A 21,413-nucleotide genomic window follows, 5' to 3' on the forward strand; every position below is an offset into this window, starting at 1 on the left:
ATTTCCTTAAGCACAATGAAAACTAAGTTATAAGGCTATTATTCTATAAATAATTTTTATGTTCGGTCTTTTTTGTTTCGCCCTTCAAAAATCTTAATGTAATGCTGTAACATACCATAATGGCACTTAGAATATAAAGAGCTGTTGATACATTAAACATATCTGCAAAAAAGCCACCGAATATTGGACCAATCATCATTCCGACAGAGTACGCAACATTGAAAACGGCAAATGCAGTAGCATATGCTCCCCCTCCTAAGCGATCAACAGAATTCGCTAGTTCTGGAAGTGTAGGTGTCAAAACCAAACCAGCCGCTGCCCCTAAAAAGAACAATATAACTCCTTCTAATACCAATGAATTTGGAATCGTTACTAAAGGTAAGAATGCAGCCAGAATGATTAAACCAATCATCATAATAGAAAAAGTCCCACTTTTATCTGATAACCAACCGGCAATTGGACTTGCCAATCCATATGCAAGAGTTGTAATCCCGAACAGAAAACCTATATGTACAGTATTTGCGCCTAGATGTTCCATAAGATAAATAGGCAATGTTGGTTCTAGAATGCTTATTGCGGATGACCCAAGTAAAACAACTCCAAAGATTTTTAACACTTCAAAGTCCTTAAATATTTTCAGGATGTCTACACTACTTGCTTCTTTATCTTTCGGTGGATCTTCTAATAAAAACATCCTTGCTAAACCATCTAATAACGCAATACCGGCTGCCAGTAGAAAAGGTAGTTGATATCCTCCCCATTCATATAACAATCCACCAACAGGTGCCCCTAGAAGTGTTCCAGCTGACATGAAAGTAATAACGGTCCCTAAAGCCTTACCTCTTTTATTTGCTGGGTATAGGTCGGTAATAAGGGCTAAGCCAGCGGTCCATGTCGCAGCGGCGGCAATCCCCTGTAATAGCCTTGCTAGAATTAATATGTACATATTACTGGCGAAAGCAAACATTAAAGTGCTTGCTATTAGTACCACCATCCCCCAAAGCATTGAGCCACGTCTTCCGAACTTGTCAGATACTACACCTAAAATCGGGGTAAAAACTATAAAAGTAAAAGCATAGCAACTTATTAAAATCCCAACAGTAGTCTGAGAAGCTCCAAATTTCGTAACATATAAAGGGACGATAGGAACCACTAAACTATATAGCAACATATCGATAAATACGGCCATAGAAATTACAAGTAATCCAGTTAGCGGATTTTTTTTCAGACTCTGAAATCTTGTCACTCAGTATTATCCTCCTTTCCGTTTAGATTCTGGAAATAATTGACGATTTTAACTCGTCTGAAAATTATGATATGACAATATGGCACCGTCTGTAAAATACTTCTAATTCATTTATCTAAAAATTAGAATATGACTCCATGTCATTTTGTGCTAAATAATTCTGATTAATTCTAATTAATTGCCACTTTCTATTAACATCTTAGTAAATTTTGCAATCTTATTCTGAGAAACTCCGCTTAATTTTATTTATATAATTTGTATATCATGTACATAAAATATAACTTGACGAAATTTTTTCTCAGTGATAGCATGAATTCTGGGTTTGCAAATTCCGTTTTTTTACAAATGACATCTCATTAGGTCACTCTAGTATTATTGGTAGGTAGCCGTTTTAATCACTAATTAACTATTTACGGAGGGAAATTCATGTTAAACAAAGTCAAATTAGCAGCACGAGTTGCATGGTTTAAAGTTTCGAATCAATATGCAGATAGCTCCAAAGATTACGATAAAGCTAGTGATGATTATGATTCTTTCTTTTCTAGTACCATGGGAATACATTCACTAGGTTTACTAAATAAAATGAATATACAACCTGGACAACACGTATTAGAACTAGCTTGTGGCACTGGTTTTATTACTGCGGAGGTAGCCAATCGTCTAAATGGTGAAGGCACTATTTCAACTGTCGATCAATCTGCTGGTATGCTAGACGTTGCACGGAATAAAATATCTAAATATTCTGGATTAAAATTCAATATGCACCAAGGAGATATGGTGGAATTTTTAAAACAAATCCCTAGCTCAAGCATTGATACGGTGGTGTGCGGTTGGGCTATTTGCTATACAAATCCAGCTATTTTTCTCAAAGAGGTCCATCGTGTTCTAAAATCTAATGGCCAAGTTGGAATAATAGAAACACGATGTGATTCAGAAGAAATTCTTATGAAAGCATTTGAACGGGTTCTTAGTAATGACCCTACATATTTAAAACGTTACATCAGTATTAACTTGCCACCGAATTCTCTTACCCTACAAAAATGGTTTAATAAAGGGAATTTAAATACAATTGATCGCTGGGAAGGGGAACAAATCCTGCCTTGTAAAGATGCAGAAGATGCGATGGAATGGGTTTTTCGTTCTGGTGCCGCAGCTGGCTTCTTAGATGTACTCGATAGAGATAGAGAAGAAGAAATATTACATAAAATTAAAGAACAAATAAATCTATTTATTCAACAGGGCAATGAATTTAAATTAAGCCATACATTTGTTGCTGGGGTGGCATCTAAAGGTAGTAGTATATGAAAGGCGGAAGACGAGTAAATGGGCAATGAGAAACTCCATTATATAAACAACTTAAAAGCATTTCTTGCTGTTTTAGTTGTCTTATTTCATACGAGTAGTGCCTACGGGGGAGCTGGCGGATGGTATTATATAGAACCGTCGGATGATACCATTTCCACATCTGTCCTTACTCTAATAAACGCTCTATGCCAAAGCTTTTTTATGGGCCTTTTCTTTTTTATCGCAGCATATTTTTCACCTAGGTCTTTTGACAACAAAGGCTTTTCTAATTTTTTGAGAGATAGAGTTCCTAAACTTCTTATCCCTGCTTTTGTTTATTTCTTTGTTTTAAACCCCTTGAGTATCAACCTTGTAAAGAAACAAAGTTATCTCTCGTCATTAGGCTTTTATAATTTATGGTTTGTTATGGCGTTATTCTACTTTACTGTAATGTATACCATAATCAGAAAAACTACGGCAATAAAAATACCGCAGATTAGTTTCCCAGGCATTATGAAAATATTCGTCTTTATTATATTTATGGGTATCTGTAACTTTATTGTTCGATTACTGTTTCCAACTGATCGACTATACATACATGACTTCACACTTGGATATTTCCCTCAGTACATTGCATTATTTATAATCGGAATCATTGCATACAGAAATAACTGGCTAAATCAAATAAACGATAGAGTTGCATCCATTTATTTTAGAATTTCAATAGTTTCTATAATAACGATGCCTATTGTATTCCTTTTAGACGAGGATCGCATAAATTACTTTTTCGGTGGGTTTACACTTGAATCGCTATACTATTCTTTTTGGGAGCCATTTACATTTGTAGGAATAATTTTAAAACTATTAGTCCTATTCAAGAAGAAATTAAACTATACTACTCCCCTACTTAGTATAATTAGCCGTTCTAGTTATTCTATATATATAATTCAGGGACCAATTATTGTTGGCTTACAACTTATGTTTAGTTCGTTTGATTTAAATGTTATTTTAAAAACGATTACAGTTACAAGTTTGACCTTAGTTTTATCACTAGGGATAAGTATTCTATTGCTCCGTATTCCTAGGGTAAACAAAATAATATAAAGCACATCCTAGACATGACATACTATATACTAAATTTGTATAGGAGGAAAAAATGAAATATTTAAAACCATTTTTTTTCGTAACTGATATTGGGTTTATTCTTTATTGGCTAGTTACTATTTTCCACCTTATACCGGAAAGTTGGGCATTTAAGGATTATGATAATCCAATCATCGTGGCATGGAATTGGTCGTTTTTCCCGCTGGATATATTAATCTCCATTACCGGACTTACCAGCATATACCTATATAACAAAAAACGTTCTTCTTGGAGTTCCCTTGCTTTAATATCACTGATTTTAACATTTTGTTCTGGTTTACAAGCCATTGCATTTTGGGCTTATAGCAATGATTTCGATATTACTTGGTGGGTATTTAACGGATATTTACTTATCTATCCATTCTTTTTCATTAAAACTGTTGTTGCCCCAAAAGATAATGATAATTTTTTATACTCATCAAGAAATCACAAAATATAGTACCTAAAAGTCACTATAAACTCTCTTTTATAGTTCTCCCACAAAAAATACCCTTCGAGCTAGACACTTTTTAGTGACTATTTCGAAGGGTGTATGGGAAAAGTCTAAGGATTATAAAGACTGGGTAGAAAAAAACATATGATGAATTAAAGATAATGTAAAAAGGAGAAGCAGCTGTATAGCCAATTCTCCTTTTTTATTTAAGGTGAATAGCAGATTACATTCAAATTCTGTAAATAAACCTCACGGGTATACAGTATGCAACAGGAATCTTTATTATTTGCCGCGAATGTAAGGTAGAGCATATGTGAATAGGGTAATTGTAATGAACGTATCTCATACAATTGATTTTTCAGGTAACCGTTTAACTAATTGTATAAACTTAAGATGTATTTATATACCAAGTACAGCAACAATCTGACTTGCCTTGTTGTTAGAAATGGAATAATACATTTCTAGTCCTTTTCGCTCAGATCTTAATATTTTCCCTTTCATTTTGGATAAGTGCTGCGAAACAGAGGATTGTGGTATGTCCAAAATCTCAGTTAATTGAGAAACGTTGAAAGACTTTTGGCTGCTTAATTCTTGCACAATCTGAAGCCGAATGGGATGTGCCATTATTTTTAAAATCTCAACATCTTCTTCCGTAATAATCCGTTTTTTTGAATCAAATGTAATGGAAGTCATTGTTTCTCTCCTTTATTATTGTATTTTGTTCTGTTTGATTGTGAAGTGCATCAAGATTTCTATAAGGTCTAGTATGCATCGTCGTCATGTTTGTGTTCTACACGATTCATTGCTTGAGATGCTTAATTTTATTTATTAGAATGTAACAGTTGTTAAAATGAAATGTATCACCTACCCCTATTATAAATCTGGAATGTAAATATTTTACTACAGATTCATTACAAAAATATATTTTTTCAAAACGTCTTATTTTCGAAATACACATTTTATTATGGAGGGATTTTGATTCTTTAGGTTGATGGAAATGTATGCTACCCCCTTTAGTTTAACTACATATGAATAGAATCTACTCTTTAGGAATACATAAAATATATATGTACATGCGTAGTCTAATCACTACATCCTTAGTGAAAGTAGGATTCTATAATTTTTGGAGGAAGACATATGCAAAAAAAGGTTCTCCTGTTTACAGATTTGGGAATTGATGATGCGTTTGCTATGCTGTACACTTTTTTTCGTAAAGATATTCAACTTGTAGGGATTGTAGCCGATTATGGAAATGTATCAAGAGAAAATGTAATAAGAAATATTAACTATTTGAAGTACATTGCGGGAAAAAAAGAGATACCTGTATTCCTTGGTGCTTCTGTACCGTTGACGGGTATATTGCTTCAGTATTTCCCTGAGGTACATGGAAAAGTCGGATTAGGACCTATCATTCCCCCTGAAATTTCTTATCCAGTTTATCCTTTAAATGATATTTATCAAATTATACATTCAAATTTAGACGACCTTACAATTATCAATTTGGGAAGACTCTCTTCGCTAGCTACGACCTTTGTATTGAATTTAGAAACAATGCGAAACGTAAGAGAATGCATTTGCATGGGCGGAGCTTTTTTCTATCCAGGTAACGTGACTGCCGTTGCTGAAGCTAACTTTTACGCTGACCCTTATGCAGCAAACTTAATTCTGCAGCATGCGAAGAACTTAACAATTATTCCGTTAAATGTAACTCAACATGCGATTGTTACACCCGAAATGGTTCAGCAAATCGATGCATTTCATCGGAATACACAGGATCTTGCAGGACTCATCATCAAACCTATGTTAGACTATTATTATAATTTCTACTCCAAGTCTAATCCTGGTATAAGCGGAAGCCCTATGCATGATTTTGTAACAGTGTGGTATTTGCTGAATCAAGGGGCTGTTAGCCTTTCAAGAGTACCCATTAAAGTTATTCCTGATCAAGGAGAGGGATTTGGTCAAAGCATTGCAGACTTTCGTTTTGCTACTAATCCAGGCTATAAAACGCATAATGTAGCTTTTCAGTTTGATTATGAAAGATTTAAGAAGGATATTATGGAAACGTTCTTAAAGAAGAGAGTGTAACATACTTTATTAACTTCAAATAATACGGATTATGTGAATGAAAAGTCACTTCACTTAACGTACAGGAATTCGACTTTTCGGGTTAAAATTCGCTTATCGTACAAAATTTCAAAAATGTTAGCTGTACCCCACGCCCATCAAGCTAAGGTTATATAAAGTTTAATCCAAATAAGATTATGTCTTTTTCAAAAAATTGATTATAGCCTATAATCGGCCGAGGATTTAAAGCATGCCGTTAATGAGGTGTTGCAGGATTCAACTTACAAAGAGAATGCAAAAAAATCAGTCAATCATTCCGTGAGGCAGGTGGTTATATCAAGGCTGTTGATGAGATTATTAAATTTACTCGTTAATGTTTGAAATTCCGCCCTACCTTCTTCATACAGCATTGCACAACATAACTGGCTTAATCTTTATACAGCTAAAATTTGATGTCAATATACATCTTTGTTTAACAACTTTACTTTAGTTTACTATGACTAACGCACCCGCCTGCGCCAAATGTATGGCAATGCTACGCCCTATTCTCCTACTAGCACCTGTTACTAATGCAACTTTCATCTTTAACGAATTTACCTCCTTCCTCAAGCGTGTGAAGGGCGATAGCTCAACGGTAGGTGGGAGATGAATTTCGGTTTCGCATAGCCAAAAACTTTTGATAAACTAGCTATATGAAGTTCTTTGATAACTTGATATGTAAGGTTGCAGGAAGAAAATAGAGTGCCAAAACCAAGCCATTTGGTTCCTGCTTAAAATATCAACCGTACCAAGAGAGCGTCCAAGCGTTGGACATCTACACCCCGAAGTAACGCTCAGGGAGACGGAAGGTTACTTTCATCGTGGAACTGAGAAGCTCCCACTTCAAGCTTTGCTTAGTGGCGAGTAGTTCACAATTCAACTTAGTTATATCACAAAATGACCTTTAAAATATTGCGCTCTTATTTGGTATCTATTAAACAGAAAAAGCCGACTCACAAATATAAGGATCGGCTCTTTCACTTCAAATATACATTGGTTTTCCTTGCATTTCCCCTAACTGTTATATCCTTCATATTTTGCACCAAGTATAATGCAAATAACCTAATTAGTATCGATACTATTTTATTAAAAAACTTGCTTTTATTTTTATATTTTCTTTTCGTTGACTAATAATGCGCGATTCTAATAATACCTATTCCTAAAGAGCAAATACAAGTCATTCAGTAAACCTTTAGTTAAAAAGAAATATTAGCAAAAGCTGAATGTGGAATTTGAGTAAATAATGTGAAGGCTTGTTCATTGTTTACAAATTCACATATTATTTATGTAGGAGATAAAGGCAATGTAAATCAAGCAACCAGAGTAATAAAAATAAAATATATAACACCTAACAGAACCACCATTAATATCGTACAACGTATGTCTAATCTGGTAACGACTCAAATCACCTTATTTCACTCTCTTCGGTAAAGCTGAGCCTGAATGTTCAATTACTGGATGAACATGAACATTAATTTCAGCATTACTAAAATAATTTTCACCTTGATCCCAATTCTTACTTATTTTCTTCCATTCTTTATAATTATGCCGCTTATATACTTCTCCTAACGCTAATACATCCACCTTATGTTTTTTTTGAACAAGCTTTATTGATTTTTGAATCCTTTGCTCCATCTCTTTTGAAATGTCCTTCGTTAAGCGTTTTTCATTCATAACTTGTTTATGATCACTAAAATGCAACTCCGCCAAAGTACCTTCGAGAAATAAATGAACATCAAACTTCGGTTTTGTAGTATTTTCAGTAAATACCTTTATTTTTCGGTGTAGCTTATGAATTTCATATGTAATAAGCTGATTCTTTTTACGTATGGTAAAATAACCTCCTAATTTTTCACCAATTACAAAGTTCATTCCCAATGTTTGTTCTCCGTTTAACATTCCAACACACTTGTTATCCTTCCCACGAAACAACGCAGCCCCTTCCATTTCTATCCCTTGTTTTGTTAGCCCTAAGACAGGTAGTACAAAACTTCGTTTTGAATTTATCTTTTCCTGCACGTCACCAATTCTTGCTGCCTCAACCATCTGAGCATTTTTTGGAGGGTGTTCAGCTAGCATATCAATATACTGTGCCGGTAAATTTTCTGGTTTTGCATTTTGTTTCAAGATTGCTTCTGCATTTTTCTCAGAAACAAATAGACGAATATTTCTTCTCATTTCATGATCTCGAATGTATACATCTAACGTATTTTGTAAAACATTTGGATTCGAGAGTAATTCTTCAGAAAAAATGATTACTTGTATATGTGGAAAGAATAAAGTACGACTAATTTTTTTAGAGATTATTCGTATTTGTTCAAACACACTATCTGCTTTTGCACTCACATCAATATAATTATTCCCTACACCTTTTCCACCTTGTTGCGTTAACTTACTGGGAAGTACCATCTGATACGTCCCTTTCATAATTGGATTGGATTTCTTTTTCTTTACAATATCGTAAGCTGCACCTACAACAAATCCTCTTTCTTCTATTTCAGTTAACTCAGAGCAACCGCTGATAGCCCCAGCTAAAAACGTAATTGTTATTACTTTAAGAAGACATTTCATTTCCACCATTCCTTCATTTTATCTTATATATAATAAAAACTAGTAAAGGCGTTAACACAATAAAGCTCATATCAATGCACTCAAAATCAAAATAATCCCACCGTCTGAAAATAAAGTTTGCATAGCGATATCTCGCGGCATAGACAACGCACCTATACCAAAATTAGTTGAAGATGCAACAAAACCAAGTTCCCATTTCCTAAGTTTTTCATCTCCATGCTAAAATGATTTCAATTATTTTTGCTCCTCTAGATTTATTATAGAATATTTCATTCGATATTAATCTGATTTATCTGTCAATATCGTTTTTGACAGACGAATAAATTCTTCTTTTCAATCTAAAAAAATGCAGGAGCAATAAGAGTTATATAAGGAATACCAACACTTTTTAAATTTGTTATATGAATCGTAAGTGCAATAAGATCTAAAATGATTCCATATAGTCCAAAATCAATCGCAGTAACTAAAACAATAATACTAAGAGCGGATTCACAATCCCTACATTCACCGCGCTTCTCCAATTACAAGATCAACTGTTTGTCCCATCGATTTCAGAAGCCTAATTCCAAATTTAACAATTCCACTCACTTAGCTTCCCTCTCAACAGGTTTTAATTAGGTTCCGCTAGTAGAAGGAAATATATACTAGAAAAGAGCTATCTTTAAAGATAGCTCTAACAGATGAATTATTTAACTCGCTTGGCAAGTCTAACACAGCCTTAAGATAACTAGGTTCTGGTGCGAAAACTTCAAGATAATTGAAAGTAATCTCCTAAACTTGGACATACTGATAGTATTACTCTAAAAAGGTGGGTGATCGGTATGGAAAGGGAAAGTTTATTCAAATGGAAGCATTATCAGCCTGAACTCATATTATTAACAGTAAGGTGGTGGAAATGATGGAAGAAAGAGGATTATCCATCGCTCACACAACGATTATGCGATGGGTTCATCAATATGGACCTCAATTAGAAGAGAAAGTACGACATCATCTTAAATCAACAAATGATTCATGGAGAGTCGATGAAACCTATATTAAAGTAAAAGGTCAATGGACGTATTTATATCGTGCTGTTGATTCAGAAGGAAATACCATTGATTTTTATCTAAGTAAATCAAGAGATAAACAAGCAGCCAAGCGCTTTTTCAAGAAAGCATTGACTTTTTCGTATATTGCTAAACCTCGCGTGATAACAGTAGATAAGAATCCTACCTATCCTGTAGCAATTCAAGCGTTGAAAAAAGAGAAACATATGCCTGAAGGCATACAGATTAGGAAAGTTAGATATCTCAACAATATAGTGGAACAAGATCATCGTTTTATTAAGAAACGTGTGCGTTCTATGTTGGGGTTCAAGTCATTTAAAACAGCAATCTCTATATTGAGTGGCGTTGATGCCATGCATATGATAAAAAAGGACAGCTTGATTTAGAAAATCAGTCTGTCCAAAATCAAAAAGAGTTCATCCACCAACTATTCGGACTTATAGCATAAAATACGATTCCGTTGGGAATTTACTATTCTCCGTGTTATTCTTCAGATATTTGCACCAGAAACAAATATTTCTCCAAGCCTTTTCAACTCTATATTTTTCAAAAGCCTTTGTGCGCCGAGCAATAGCCTTTCTTGTTTTCCGTTTCTTTAAATTAGCGATTCTCCTAACCTCACTTTCTATTCAAAGGATTATTTTATTAAGGTTCTTCACAAACCATAACTTCGAATTCTTAGATCCAAAAGAACCTATAGACACCTTCACCATATACTAATTTAAATACTTCCTAAGTAAAGTAGGTGAAAACTTTGCCATCGATTCTTGGAAACCTTGTCGTTCAAAACAGTAACGGTTCTTTTAATTTAGGTGATTTTTATAATGTTTCTCCAAAAAACAATCAAAAATCTTACAATGGTTCTGGTTCATCAAATAATGCTTTTATTACCAATAACTTTAGCGGTGTTAGTGCAACAAACACATTTGATGCTGATGTTGCAGATCAAGATCAAGTTGTATCAAACTAAAATGATTCACTCCACTCTCTCCTGAATAAAATCCAATATTTCGTCAATATTGTAGATACATTAGTCTCCAATTCCCCTGGAGATGAGCAGTTAGCTTTTGCTAGCTGCTCTTTTATTTTAGATTTCATTGTCACTCCTACTACGCATTTTCATATGTTATTGTATAGCCGCATCTTTTCAGTTGTGGGCTCATTCATTTTATTTCTTAAAAACCTTCATGAAGTATCATGCACTACACACTCCGAGGAAGAGCGCTTTTCGAAGGCGCTCTTTTTATTTGTTACACACCTGAATATTCCTTAATATTAAACACATACTATACATGGGCGATAAGCTAGAACTCATTTAAGAATTCCTTCCCTTTCGCCGCTCCCCCTTTGGAGCCGAGCAGTTAGCCTATACTAACTGCTCTTTTTTACGCGAGGATTTTCTACAAAATGAAATTTTTATTAAAAGTTATTAGTTTACTAATCTTAAGAAGTCGATATTACAAAACGGGATTATCATTCCCAAACATTTCACATTATCGCCTGATGTAAAATCAGCGTTTCCCACCTTTTCCAAGGCTTCATTCAAATCATTTTCATTTTCAAATTCCCAATCAATTACAGCTCCGCTTTTCATATAAATTTTAATCACTTTCTACCCGTTGCGATAGGTAAGACTTTGAAGTTATCTCCAGCTTTCCCCCCGCTTAACACTGTACGTGCGACTTTCATCGCATACAGCGTCCCATCTTATTCTTCTATACTAAAGCAACTAGATTACAAACAATGTTGTACTCACCAACGTATTAATTCCCCTTTCTTACGAAAGGTCACATCATCTTACTCGATCCTGTGAGTTACATCTAATTGATTTAGCTTTCAAAGAACAAGACTAGGGACTATCCCTCCACATTCGTTACATGCTTCGTCGGTACTGTGTCCCCACCTTCACAAGAATGGAGCAATTTCGGTTCGTTAGAACCTTATATGCATCTGTCCGCTAGTAGGCGTTGTTGACAGTTTCTTGCTTATCACGTTCCCATTGACCTAGCTATACATATATCCTTAGGTGCTTGCTGTAAGCCTGTTACCTTTATATCCTCATTGTTAGATGTTCCGAATTTCATACTATTTAATCTTACTTTTCGATAGATAACGTCGTCATTAACGACATACACATTTCTGATGTATTAAACGTTTAGACCCGTACATTCGCAAGTTTGCCAGTCCTTTGTCGGACATTCTCACCATAGATATTTTGTAGCATCCCGACCTATCCATCACCATATGATTTCTCACTTAGGCTTTGTTCAGCCGACTTCACCTAGCTTCATACAATTTATGACTACTATCACGCCTTGCATGTAGGAGTATCAGATAAGTAGTTTCAGCTCAACCTGACGGCTTTCATTCCTACTTTCAGTCAATCAGTTATTGTTATCAAAGTGATAACCCTCCTATTTCGTGTTTACAAACTTATAAGGAAACGTGTCGCGCAAATAGCGTTTTTGTTTTAATCTAGTTTTTGTTCTCCCGCATAAAAGCTGAAACGTGGTAAAATATAGAAAAATATTAAAAGGAGAATTATACATGTCATATGCTTGGTTCCCTCTTATTCTCTTAATGATTGTCGCAGTCGTTGTTAGTATAAAGAAAAATAAGAAATAATAAGTTTATAGAGCCCCCAACATTTAACAATAGCTGCAACTTTAAATCGTATGTATGTTTCAGCTGTTGTCTTCTCTCAAATAACGATTTTGTATTAATTAAGCACCAGTCAGTCAAATCCATAACACTGCGGTGTTTCATCAGTAAGCCAAATAAGGATTTTATTAAAAACTATTCACTTTTATTTCTCCTATTTCTATTTTTTGGACTTTAAATTCCCCGCATAGCAACACAAATCTCTATATTAACCCTACAAAAACCAACCTAAATATGGTAAATTAAAAATAAGGTAGGTGGATATAATGAGTGGATTTGCAATCAGTACGCTTGTTAGTTTAATCATTGTAGTAATTGGTTATCAGATTCATATTAAAAAGCGCTTATTTCTTATTGCAGGATATCAAGAAAATACTTTTATTGGTGATAAAAATAAACTAGCTAAGTTATTCGGTATATTTACTTACATAATAGGAATCGCTACTTTTCTACTTCCTTTTGGACTAGAGTTCTTCGGTTCCATAAGTGGCATAATCTATGCAATCAGTATTTGTGCAGGTACATTATTTGTTTTAGTTCGAAAAGAAATGATTAATAAACCTTTTTAAAAGGAGTTATTATATGGCTCTTTTTTTATTTATACAACCGCTTCAAATAACTATTTTGTAAAAAACTTTTCACCTTTTAACTGGACAAGCATATATTATTGTATGGAGACTCTCCATTCATAGGAATCTACCTTTCATCTCTCAGAGCACACTTATATTTATGTGCTCTTTTTATTTGTTGGCATTTCTCTCCCTAAAAAGATATATACTGTATTAAGAACTGAATCCACCGGTTCTATTCATCCTCATAAGGCTCGTATTACATATTGAACACTGTTAAACAGTGTTCTTTTTTATGACTAAATAACGCTTTTGTTTAGTTTTCAATTAGCACCAACAAGTCATAATTCGATTCAATAAATTTCATGCATAATTTTCTATTCACATCGTTCCCTAAACGGTTCTGGTGCAAAAACTTCAAAATATCTAAAAAAAGTCTTTCAGACTTGGACATACTGATACTATTACTCTAAAAAGGATGTGATTGGTATGGAAAAGCAAAATCTATTCAAGTGGAAACATTATCAACCGGATATTATTTTATTAACCGTGAGATGGTACCTACGGTACAACCTCAGTTTTCGTGATTTAGTCGAAATGATGGAAGAACGCGGGCTATCCCTGGCTCATACAACTATCATGCGATGGGTTCATCAATATGGTCCCGAATTAGATAAGCGAGTACGACGTCATCTTAAGTCAACCAATGATTCTTGGCGAGTCGATGAGACGTATGTGAAAGTCAAAGGTCAATGGATGTACCTATATCGTGCTGTTTATTCAAAAGGATATACAATTGATTTTCATTTAAGCAAAACAAGAGATCCTAGGTCTGCAAAGCGTTTTTTCAAGAAAGCTTTGCAGTCTTTTCATGTTTCAAAGCCCCGAGTGATTACAGTGGACAAAAACCCGGCCTATCCTATAGCGATTGAAGAGTTGAAGACAGAGAAAAAGATGCCTGTGGGCATCCAAATAAGGCAGGTAAAATACCTTAATAACATTGTAGAGCAAGATCATCGTTTTATTAAAAAGAGAGTTCGTTCAATGCTAGGATTGAACTCTTTTCGTACAGCTAAATCTATTCTTTCAGGAATAGAAGCGATGCATATCATTAAAAAAGGCCAACTTATTTTACGGGACAAGTCTGTCCAAAATGAAGTGAAGTTTATTCATCAACTATTCGGAATGGCTGCATAAGAATAAATACAATCTTTGCACCAGAACCTTGGTTTGTATATTTGAGGAGATGTGCGAGACATGTGTAAGTTTAGGATAATCCAATATTTTCCATTCAAGTGTGATAGAATAGAAGTATATCCAAAACGGAGGAATAACAAATGAACTCAAACACAAAACAGTTTATTTATGATATCCAGCAAAGAAAGAATAATTATATAGAAAATGTATTAATAGCAATACAACACCCTAAAAAAGAGCAATCTGAACAGGTCATTCAAAATATAGTAGAGAAGATGGATATGATGATTAGCCTAGTTACTACGTACATGAGGATTGAATCAGGATCTACGGAAGAATTAAAAGAACTTCAGAAAGAAATTATCCATGCTCAAGCATATATCCAAAAAAGAAAATTTGAAGAAACACAGAGATAAAACCCTGTGTTTTTATTTGGTCTTCTATGAAACCAATCTGTTATAAATCAAATTAGATGTAATTTAATCATTGTTTTGGCATAATCCATACAATTTGTTGAACTCGTACAATATACGGTACCGTATCTTCAATTAGCAAATGATCTGGTTTCACATCCTTTAACTTTCCTCTTACATTGCCTCTTACAGTTTCAATAACCACATGTTTACCAATTATCGATTGTAATGTCTGATATACGTGGGGATTTGGTACACTTACCATATTTTGTTCACTCAAGTCATTTCCCTCCAAATAACTCAATCTATAAAACTCCTTTCTAACTTACATTCTTTCTCTTAATATATGATATAAATCTTTTAAATATGCTAGAAGGATAATTCATTATGGGAACAAAAATAACATTTTAATAAGGTACGTTTTCTATTCCTAGATTACTAAAAAATTATTTATATACGGTTACTTTTGTTAGTTAATAGGTGATGATATAGGGATATTTTGCATGTACATTCAGGTTGTTCTTTTCAAGATATGTGTCATTTTAAATACGCCCTTTGTTAGCATACTGCTCATACTTTTTTTGAGATTCTTTCGTAATACGTGCGTTAAGTAAAATTGCTAACAATAAAAACACTCCATATTTTCCTCCTGTAGCTCCTATGATAATCACACTACTACAAACAAGTACAATTAATAGGAGTAACGAAACTAAATAAATACGATCATAATTCTTTGACATCTTCTCGTATTTTATGCGTTCTTTCCTTGCATCCATCTAAATTCCTCCTTTAAATTATCCGTTTCACTATAAAATAAATCCTACTCTTAAAAAGAAGACAATCTATCGGTTCAAATACTTAGTTTGTTTTTTATCAACTAATGTATATAAAATAAAAAGAAATTCTACCAATATTAAGCTTTCCACTATGATAATCCCGACCCTCTCCTTCCTTTTACCTCATCACATCAGATGGAATATACGAATATCCTATTATTAGTCGTAACAAACAAAAAGGATCATCCCTTTTCGTAAAGGATCATCCTTTTCTTCATTCAACAATTTTTAGGTATTCTTGATTAATTAAAATAACAGCCGGTCCATCTACAACAATTCCACCAACTTCAATTTTCTCATAAGACTCAATCTTAATAGAAGTAATCCCTTTCCGCTTCTTTAACTCGTTACTTAATTCTTGCGTTGGCATGCGTTTCATATCTTCACTCCTTCTTATTGTTTCATTTAATCTTATTATGTTAAATAAATTGTAAAAATGGGTTCTTGTTCTAGAAATCCCATCAATTTGTATCGTTGACCATATATTTAGATGGTACCAACTCGCGTATCTCTCTTATGAAAAGAAGATAAACAATTACTATTCACTGTCTCAGTAAATGTAAAAACTCTTAAAGATAGAGATGAGATTGATTGTTTTTTCTTCTAGAAATAATGACTTAGATATATATACCTAAAACAATAAAAGCCCTACCTCTCTTTCATCCTTACGGCTCCTTGTCCGTGCCAGTGTGAATCAGGATTGCAAAAATCAAGTGACTATTTGATCGAGTTATTTAATGAAACTTCGAACTTTCGTAAAAGAAATGTAAAAATAAAAATGGATTAGATTGAAGTAATAACAAAAGAGGTTCCTACTCTAAAAGTGAGTTGAAGAAGTTGAATGTCTTTGAAATGATTTACTTTTAATAATAATCATATTCCCGAAAAATTCAGGATATTTTCGGGGGATGTAATACATTATCTATAATGAACCTTAACAGAAACTTTTTAATTGATTTTCAGTGATCCCTTTAATTAAACCCAGTTCACTAATCAAAAATTCATGTGCGTTATCCAACATTTTTTTTTCGCTTGTATTCAGTGCCTTTTCTTTCTTCATACGCATTAAATCACGTACAACTTCAGCACCTTCTTGTATTTCACCCGTTTTTATTTTGTCCGTGTTCACTTTATACCTTTGTTTCCACGGCAATAATTTATCTGATTCTCCATGCTGAAAAATGTGTATAATGTGTTTTAATGCAAGTATATCAGTAACTGGGCGTATACTCGAACTTAATATTTTCCCCATAGGAATCATGACTTGCATATTACTGATTGACATTTTTATAACAAAATACTGTTGTTTTTTCCCTGAGAATTCTTTTTCTTCTATGGCTTCAATTATACCTGCTCCGTGCATTGGATAAACAATGTTATCGCCAATTTGAAACATATAATCCACCTCCATATATGGTAACCTTCTTAACCTTAACATATATGTGATTTTTTATCAAATATTTTATAATATCATAAAATCATTTTTATCGTCAACCACTTTTTTAACAAAAATTAAATTAAGTAAAAAACACCCCCAAAACAATAGGGAGTGTGTCAGATTCTCAATAAAGGGACGGTCAATTTGCCCATATACATCCTAAAATGTCGATTAATTAACATAGATCAGTTTTCCCTTGAAAACGACCAAATCGATCCCGTATTTTTTTCAATCTTATGTGGTACTCCAAAATCTCAATTCTTGCTTTTTCAGCTAGAGGTGCAATGGGTCGTAAGTCTTTTAACCCCCAATAATCAACTACTACATCAAGTACTTGATCAAAATATTGCAGCGGCCCATAGTTAGCTTCTTTTGCAATTACAGTCATTCTATTTTCAAAATCAGGCATGACAGCACCTGGCATTTTAAAATTCCTAATCACATTGGCAATATGATAGCAATAATTAGGTTCCAATTCCAAATGTGTTCGAATGACGTCTCGATAAAACGCATAATGAAGAGTTTCATCTTTTGCAAGACGGCGTAATAATGTAGCAAGATCTGGATCGTGCTTACTTGCAATCTTAGCTACATTATTGTAAAACACCATCGTTGCAAGTTCTTGTAGGGTCGTATATGTCATTGCTTCGATTGGTGTGTGAAAATCAGGTTCAAATCCCCCCTCAACGACTGACCTTCTTAATTCATGTAATCGTTTAGGGTTCACACTTCGAGTGAGTAGTAAATATGTCTCCAACAAATTCGAATGTTGATCTTCTTCTGAAGTCCAAGTATGAATAAAATCCGTAATAACAGAAAGGGATCCTTTAAAAGTTGCAGATAAATACGTTGTAAACCATGGTAAATTTACTTCTGTTAATAAAGCTGTTTCAATAGCTGTAATTACACCAGAAGGAAGAGTAACTTGGCTTTCATCCCAAGGAACTCTTTTAAAGTCCATCCCCTTATCCCAAGGTAAAAACTCATGATAACCCCAGTCTATCTTTTGCGCTCTTATTTTATGTTGTTCATACAGTTCTTTTAAACGTGGTTCTAATCGGAAATCTAAATCATTGGTTAGCATATATAAGTGCCCCCTTTTCTTATCATAGATAGTCATCCTATTTTTACATTCATTTTTATCCTTAAAAATTTTCTACAAATAAATATTACTTTCCTTTTTTTAAGTCCAACATAATAAATTTGTAACAAAACTCCTTAAGAGCGCTATATTTTTATAGGATTTTTTCATATCAAAAGGGGAACCGTTACATATATTGTCCTCTTTTATAAAGGGATTCTGAGGCATACGATATGTTGCTTAGCCTAGATAAAAAAACGATCCTCAGTAAATAGGGAATAACATTCATGGATGAAGATACTCGTCATGTTGTAAATCTTGGTGATTGTAAAAAGGTGCATGCCCATAAAGAATCGTTTTATAATAAAGATTGATAAACAATTAATCTTTCCTGCGTTTTCACTACTTTCTAATTTTGTTATTGGTAGCAAAAACTGAAAAGAGTAATGGTATTTTATACACACTAACAACTTATTTAGATGTAAGATCCAAGATGTTAGATTAAGCGCTTGAAAAATATATACAGTTGATGAGATAGCCTTAAACGACAAATTCCCAACAAGATCACTGTACATTGACTATGATGGGGTTATTTACACGATTAGATCGTAGCACAAAGGGAAGAGGCGATAAACATGCAGTCAACGGAAGCGCATATGAAGGAAAAACAACGTAGAGAAAAAATAGAAATAATATTTAGTCACAGGGTAAAAGGAGAAAGTTATTTTCACGGTTCCTCCTATCAATGGAAAAATATTGTGTACCAAAATTATAATAGGATACAACAAAAAGAGTTGGAAATTGAACAACTTATTTTAAAAATGGAAGAAGAAGGGATTCAGTTTACGCAGCACCGTTCACTCATACACTATCCCGTCATTGATTTTGTAAAATATATAGCTAAGGTTTATAAGGAAACCCTCGAAATACAATAATCATATTCAAAGAAAACCTTTATAAAAAGTTTATTTTCGAAACTTTGTTAACAAAAAGCTCAAAGCTCATTATAACATTCTTTTTATTCTCAATACTCTTCATCTTTGTTATAATAATAACCATAACGTATTCTAGTCGTTTGTATATCTTCAGATTTTGTAAATTTTATTACACAAAAAGACAACTCTTAATTAGAGTTGTCTTTTATTTTTTCTCGATATACATAATACTGTTCTGGTGCAAAAACTCCAAGATTCCTACAACCGGGGGCAAAGTAGCATTTCTCCTATCAGAAATGCTACTTTGCTTCTTCATATTCTTTTATTATTGGGATAGCACCACATGTCCATCAAGCTAAGAAAAAATTAATACCCCTAAAACAAAAAAAGACTGAATTCAGTCTTTTAAATCTGGCATACCGCCCACATTTTAACGAAAATATACGCTAAGCAAATTTGATAACAAAAGGCGAACTCATTGAGCGCACCTTTTGTTTCTCCAAGTTTAGGAGATTACTTGCGATAGCTTTAAACTTTTTGCACCAGAACCCTGTTTTCTTACATAGTAACAAAGCAAAGTGTTCGTAGGATACGATAGCTTTGTTTTGTTCTATTCATATCGTAGTGCTTGAATTGGGTCAAGTTTAGACGCTTTATTGGCTGGAAATACACCGAATACAACTCCAACCAATAAAGAGAAAACAAATGATAACAGCATAACTGGTATGGAATATGCTATTGTTGTACCTGTGGCTAGAGTAAATATTTGAGCACTGATTACCCCAATCCCTATTCCAATTATTCCACCGAATGAACTTAATACAACTGCTTCGATAAGGAATTGAAGCAGTATGTTTTTTCGTTTTGCTCCAATTGCTTTTCTAATCCCAATTTCTTTTGTGCGTTCTGAAACTGATACAAGCATAATGTTCATGATACCAATCCCGCCTACGATAAGAGAGATTGCTGCACTTCCGCCTAGCATTAATGTCATCGTGTCATTGACAGATGATGCAGTTTCCATTAAATCTTTTGGACTTGATACGCTATAACTATCTGTATCACCTACAATTGAATGCATCGTTCTTTCAATGCGGCTCGATATGAAATTAATCATATCTTCATTTTCTACCTTCACATATGTTGTCCCAACATTCGTAGTAGCAGCTAAGCGCTGTCCGGTGCTAAGAGGGACAATAATCGTACTATCTCCACTTGTTCCTAATGAACTTCCCACTGATTCAAGAACCCCAACAACTTTATAGGATGTTCCGTTTACCTTTATTGATTTACCGACCGGGTCTCCTAAACCGAATAATGTTTGTGCTGTGCTTGAACCAAGTACTGCAATTTTTGAATGATTCCCTTGATCTAAGTCTGCAATGAAGCGTCCTGATTGCAGTTTTAAATCGCGGACTTCTAAGTAAGAAGAAGTTGTTCCAATCATTGATACTTGTGTATTCGTTTTTTCATGTTTCACCGTTACTCTTCCTGATACTGTTGGTGCAATGTCTTTAATACCATCAATATCCTGAATTTGTTTTGCGTCATTTTCTTTAAATGTAGCTTCTGAATCTGTAATCGTTACCGTTAATACATTTGTACCTAAGTTGCCAATTTGATCTTGTACCTCTTTTGTCGATCCTTGCCCTATCGCAACCATAACTATAACAGAGGATACACCGATAATAATCCCAAGCATCGTTAAGAATGCTCTAATTTTATGTGCTCTAATGCTTTTCAGTGCCATTTTGAATGTTTGCAAACCATTCACCTCCATTCTCATAGAGCTGTCCATCGTGAATTCGAACGACACGGCTTGCTTTCTTTGCAACATCTAAATCATGCGTAATAAGAATAATGGTATGCCCTTGCTCATTTAATGAATTCATAATTCCCAATATTTCCTTACTCGTTTTACTATCCAGTGCTCCAGTCGGTTCATCTGCTAATAAAATAGGAGGATGTCCAGCCAACGCACGTGCTATTGCGACACGTTGCTGCTGGCCACCCGACAATTGAGAAGGTAAATGATTCGCTCTATCTGCCAATCCTACTTTTTTTAATGCCTCTAATGCCGTTTCTCTTCGTTCTCCTGCTTTCATGCCCCGGTAAATGAGTGGCAGCTCGACATTCTCAACTGCTGTAAGCTTCGCTATAAGGTTGAAATTTTGAAAAATAAAACCTATTTTTTCATTTCGAATCGTCGCAAGTTGGGAGCTTTTCATTTTCCCTATTTCTTCATTATCTAGCAAGTATTCACCTGAATCCGGTCGATCTAAGCATCCAATCATGTTCATAAATGTTGACTTTCCAGAGCCTGATGGTCCTATGATAGAGATAAAATCACCCTTTTGAATATCGAGGTAAACACTTTTTAGAGCCATTACTGTTTCGCCGCCAAGTTCGTAGACTTTCTTCATGTTCTTTATTTGAATAATTGGCTCTACCATA

The 21,413-nt window shown here is 34.1% G+C and carries 19 protein-coding genes and 5 pseudogenes; 10 read left to right on the top strand and 14 right to left on the bottom strand.

Annotation, left to right across the window (positions count from 1 at the left end; genetic code table 11):
• Positions 1–43 precede the first annotated feature (43 nt).
• Complete coding sequence (locus AC1DKZ_RS26745) at positions 44–1,246, bottom strand: MFS transporter (protein ID WP_098636690.1); 1,203 nt, start codon at positions 1,244–1,246, stop codon at positions 44–46.
• 426 nt (positions 1,247–1,672) lie between these two features.
• Between AC1DKZ_RS26745 and AC1DKZ_RS26750 the strand changes: the two genes are divergently transcribed.
• From AC1DKZ_RS26750 to AC1DKZ_RS26760, 3 genes are read left to right on the top strand one after another with little or no spacing between them, the layout of a single operon-like run.
• Positions 1,673–2,551: a class I SAM-dependent methyltransferase gene (locus tag AC1DKZ_RS26750; protein WP_076539111.1), complete on the top strand. Its 879-nt coding sequence runs from the start codon at positions 1,673–1,675 to the stop codon at positions 2,549–2,551.
• An 18-nt stretch (positions 2,552–2,569) separates the two neighbouring features.
• A complete protein-coding gene (locus AC1DKZ_RS26755) occupies positions 2,570–3,634 on the top strand; it encodes an acyltransferase family protein (protein WP_476997426.1) in 1,065 nt (354 codons plus the stop codon).
• Between the two features lie 52 nt (positions 3,635–3,686).
• The gene (locus AC1DKZ_RS26760) at positions 3,687–4,112 is read left to right on the top strand and encodes a YvaD family protein (protein ID WP_098636688.1); all 426 of its coding nucleotides are present in this window, start codon (positions 3,687–3,689) and stop codon (positions 4,110–4,112) included.
• Positions 4,113–4,505: 393 nt separating this feature from the next.
• On the opposite strand, the gene AC1DKZ_RS26765 is transcribed toward AC1DKZ_RS26760, so the two are convergent.
• Positions 4,506–4,799, bottom strand: coding sequence for an ArsR/SmtB family transcription factor (locus AC1DKZ_RS26765; protein ID WP_098636687.1), 294 nt, complete (start codon positions 4,797–4,799; stop codon positions 4,506–4,508).
• A 444-nt stretch (positions 4,800–5,243) separates the two neighbouring features.
• Here AC1DKZ_RS26765 and AC1DKZ_RS26770 point away from each other — a divergent pair, with 444 nt between their 5' ends.
• Complete coding sequence (locus AC1DKZ_RS26770) at positions 5,244–6,194, top strand: nucleoside hydrolase (protein WP_476997427.1); 951 nt, start codon at positions 5,244–5,246, stop codon at positions 6,192–6,194.
• A gap of 468 nt (positions 6,195–6,662) precedes the next feature.
• Here the strand turns inward: AC1DKZ_RS26770 and AC1DKZ_RS26775 are convergent.
• The 4 genes and pseudogenes from AC1DKZ_RS26775 to AC1DKZ_RS26790 all read right to left on the bottom strand — a co-directional run.
• Positions 6,663–6,755 (bottom strand): annotated as a pseudogene (locus tag AC1DKZ_RS26775) (hypothetical protein); the annotation flags it as partial.
• 867 nt (positions 6,756–7,622) lie between these two features.
• Positions 7,623–8,783 carry a Ger(x)C family spore germination protein gene (locus AC1DKZ_RS26780; protein WP_133116735.1) on the bottom strand — a complete coding sequence of 387 codons (1,161 nt, stop codon included), beginning with the start codon at positions 8,781–8,783 and terminating at the stop codon, positions 7,623–7,625.
• Positions 8,784–8,852: 69 nt separating this feature from the next.
• Positions 8,853–9,002 (bottom strand): annotated as a pseudogene (locus AC1DKZ_RS26785) (spore gernimation protein GerLB); the annotation flags it as partial.
• Positions 9,003–9,119: 117 nt separating this feature from the next.
• Positions 9,120–9,350 (bottom strand): annotated as a pseudogene (locus AC1DKZ_RS26790) (spore germination protein); the annotation flags it as partial.
• 254 nt (positions 9,351–9,604) lie between these two features.
• On the opposite strand from AC1DKZ_RS26790, the pseudogene AC1DKZ_RS26795 reads away from it, so the two are divergent.
• A pseudogene (locus tag AC1DKZ_RS26795) lies at positions 9,605–10,277 on the top strand (IS6 family transposase).
• A gap of 64 nt (positions 10,278–10,341) precedes the next feature.
• Here AC1DKZ_RS26795 and AC1DKZ_RS26800 read toward each other — a convergent pair.
• Positions 10,342–10,437: pseudogene (locus AC1DKZ_RS26800) on the bottom strand (DUF3983 domain-containing protein); the annotation flags it as partial.
• Positions 10,438–10,583: 146 nt separating this feature from the next.
• On the opposite strand from AC1DKZ_RS26800, the gene AC1DKZ_RS26805 reads away from it, so the two are divergent.
• The 4 genes from AC1DKZ_RS26805 to AC1DKZ_RS26820 all read left to right on the top strand — a co-directional run bounded on the left by AC1DKZ_RS26805 (position 10,584) and on the right by AC1DKZ_RS26820 (position 14,672).
• Positions 10,584–10,799, top strand: coding sequence for a spore germination protein (locus tag AC1DKZ_RS26805; protein ID WP_002204037.1), 216 nt, complete (start codon positions 10,584–10,586; stop codon positions 10,797–10,799).
• Between the two features lie 1,954 nt (positions 10,800–12,753).
• The gene (locus AC1DKZ_RS26810) at positions 12,754–13,059 is read left to right on the top strand and encodes a DUF3784 domain-containing protein (protein ID WP_165773210.1); all 306 of its coding nucleotides are present in this window, start codon (positions 12,754–12,756) and stop codon (positions 13,057–13,059) included.
• A 489-nt stretch (positions 13,060–13,548) separates the two neighbouring features.
• Positions 13,549–14,256, top strand: a complete 708-nt coding sequence (locus AC1DKZ_RS26815) for an IS6 family transposase (protein ID WP_431182980.1) — start codon at positions 13,549–13,551, stop codon at positions 14,254–14,256.
• A 140-nt stretch (positions 14,257–14,396) separates the two neighbouring features.
• Entirely contained in the window at positions 14,397–14,672 is a 276-nt protein-coding gene (locus AC1DKZ_RS26820; protein WP_001087723.1) for a hypothetical protein, read from the top strand.
• 67 nt (positions 14,673–14,739) lie between these two features.
• Here the strand turns inward: AC1DKZ_RS26820 and AC1DKZ_RS26825 are convergent, their stop codons facing one another.
• From AC1DKZ_RS26825 to AC1DKZ_RS26845, 5 genes are all read right to left on the bottom strand, one after another.
• Positions 14,740–14,973: a YuzF family protein gene (locus tag AC1DKZ_RS26825; protein ID WP_098636485.1), complete on the bottom strand. Its 234-nt coding sequence runs from the start codon at positions 14,971–14,973 to the stop codon at positions 14,740–14,742.
• A gap of 238 nt (positions 14,974–15,211) precedes the next feature.
• Positions 15,212–15,445, bottom strand: coding sequence for a hypothetical protein (locus tag AC1DKZ_RS26830; protein ID WP_098636486.1), 234 nt, complete (start codon positions 15,443–15,445; stop codon positions 15,212–15,214).
• 274 nt (positions 15,446–15,719) lie between these two features.
• Positions 15,720–15,884 carry a BC1881 family protein gene (locus tag AC1DKZ_RS26835; RefSeq protein WP_070169564.1) on the bottom strand — a complete coding sequence of 55 codons (165 nt, stop codon included), beginning with the start codon at positions 15,882–15,884 and terminating at the stop codon, positions 15,720–15,722.
• A 555-nt stretch (positions 15,885–16,439) separates the two neighbouring features.
• Complete coding sequence (locus AC1DKZ_RS26840; RefSeq protein WP_002130368.1) at positions 16,440–16,901, bottom strand: CarD family transcriptional regulator; 462 nt, start codon at positions 16,899–16,901, stop codon at positions 16,440–16,442.
• A 217-nt stretch (positions 16,902–17,118) separates the two neighbouring features.
• Complete coding sequence (locus AC1DKZ_RS26845) at positions 17,119–18,027, bottom strand: acyl-ACP desaturase (protein ID WP_098636487.1); 909 nt, start codon at positions 18,025–18,027, stop codon at positions 17,119–17,121.
• Between the two features lie 632 nt (positions 18,028–18,659).
• Between AC1DKZ_RS26845 and AC1DKZ_RS26850 the strand changes: the two genes are divergently transcribed.
• Positions 18,660–18,959: a hypothetical protein gene (locus AC1DKZ_RS26850; RefSeq protein ID WP_088083934.1), complete on the top strand. Its 300-nt coding sequence runs from the start codon at positions 18,660–18,662 to the stop codon at positions 18,957–18,959.
• Positions 18,960–19,569: 610 nt separating this feature from the next.
• Here AC1DKZ_RS26850 and AC1DKZ_RS26855 read toward each other — a convergent pair.
• Positions 19,570–20,724, bottom strand: a complete 1,155-nt coding sequence (locus AC1DKZ_RS26855; RefSeq protein WP_476997428.1) for an ABC transporter permease — start codon at positions 20,722–20,724, stop codon at positions 19,570–19,572.
• Positions 20,690–21,412: an ABC transporter ATP-binding protein gene (locus tag AC1DKZ_RS26860; protein ID WP_235713866.1), complete on the bottom strand. Its 723-nt coding sequence runs from the start codon at positions 21,410–21,412 to the stop codon at positions 20,690–20,692. Before AC1DKZ_RS26860 ends, AC1DKZ_RS26855 begins: the two co-directional genes overlap by 35 nt.
• Position 21,413 lies beyond the last annotated feature (1 nt).

The sequence above is a fragment of the Bacillus sp. 05T21 genome (assembly GCF_056396785.1).